Below are 936 nucleotides of genomic sequence, written 5' to 3' on the forward strand. Positions count from 1 at the left end.
AGAGCCTGACTGAAAAAAGGAGTGAGTGATTTCGGTCGGCTGTGATTCCTTCGGATTTGCGAAGATTCGAGGGAGGGCACGATGCCGTGGACCAAAATCACTCGTGTTCAGTATCAGCGTAGTGGACTGCGTTACGCAAGCGATCTGACCGATGCGGAGTGGGCGCTGATTGCCCGGAAGATGCCGCGGCGACGGCGGCTCGGGCGACCGCGGCAGGTCGATTTGCGCGAGGTGGTGCAGGCGATCTTCTACATTTTGTCCACCGGCTGCCAGTGGCGGGCTTTGCCAAGCGAGTTCCCGCCGTACTCGACGGTCCAGAGCTATTTTTATGCTTGGCGCGATACCGGCAGGTGGCACAGGATCGTCAGGGCTCTGGTGCGACAGGCGCGGCGAAAACTCGGCCGCAAGCTGACACCGACGGCAGCCGTCATCGACAGCCAAAGTGCTTCGACGACACAAGCCGGCGGACCGCGTGGCTTCGATCCGGGCAAACGGGTTCATGGACGCAAACGGCACATCGTCACCGATACCAACGGTCTTCTGCTGGCCGTCCACGTTCATCCCGCCAATGTTCAGGATGTCCATGGTGCGGTCCCCCTGCTGGAGCGCGTGCGAGATCGCTTTCCCAAGCTGCGTCACGTCTTTGCGGACCGGGTTTATCGCGGAAAACAGCTCGTGGAAGCGCTCTCCCATTGCGGGCCGTGGACCATCGAAATCGTTCAGCGCCCGCCCGGGGTCAAAGGCTTCCAGCTCTTGCCTCGACGCTGGGTCGTCGAACGCACCTTCGCCTGGTTCGGAAGATGCCGACGCCTCGCCAGAGACTTCGAGGGCTCCGCCGCCACCGAAGTCGCCTGGCTTCTCATTGCCCACGTCAGGCTCCTCACCCGACGCCTCGCCACGCCCTCCAAATGCTGACCGCTTTTTGAGTCAGACTCT

Annotated in this window: 1 protein-coding gene; it reads left to right on the forward strand. The window is 61.8% G+C overall.

Annotated elements, in window-relative coordinates:
• The first annotated feature begins 81 nt into the window (after positions 1–81).
• The gene (locus AAFX91_RS42020) at positions 82–915 is read left to right on the forward strand and encodes an IS5 family transposase (protein WP_130230715.1); all 834 of its coding nucleotides are present in this window, start codon (positions 82–84) and stop codon (positions 913–915) included.
• Positions 916–936 lie beyond the last annotated feature (21 nt).

Origin of the sequence: Bradyrhizobium sp. 31Argb, assembly GCF_043638955.1 — a bacterium.
GTDB lineage: Bacteria > Pseudomonadota > Alphaproteobacteria > Rhizobiales > Xanthobacteraceae > Bradyrhizobium.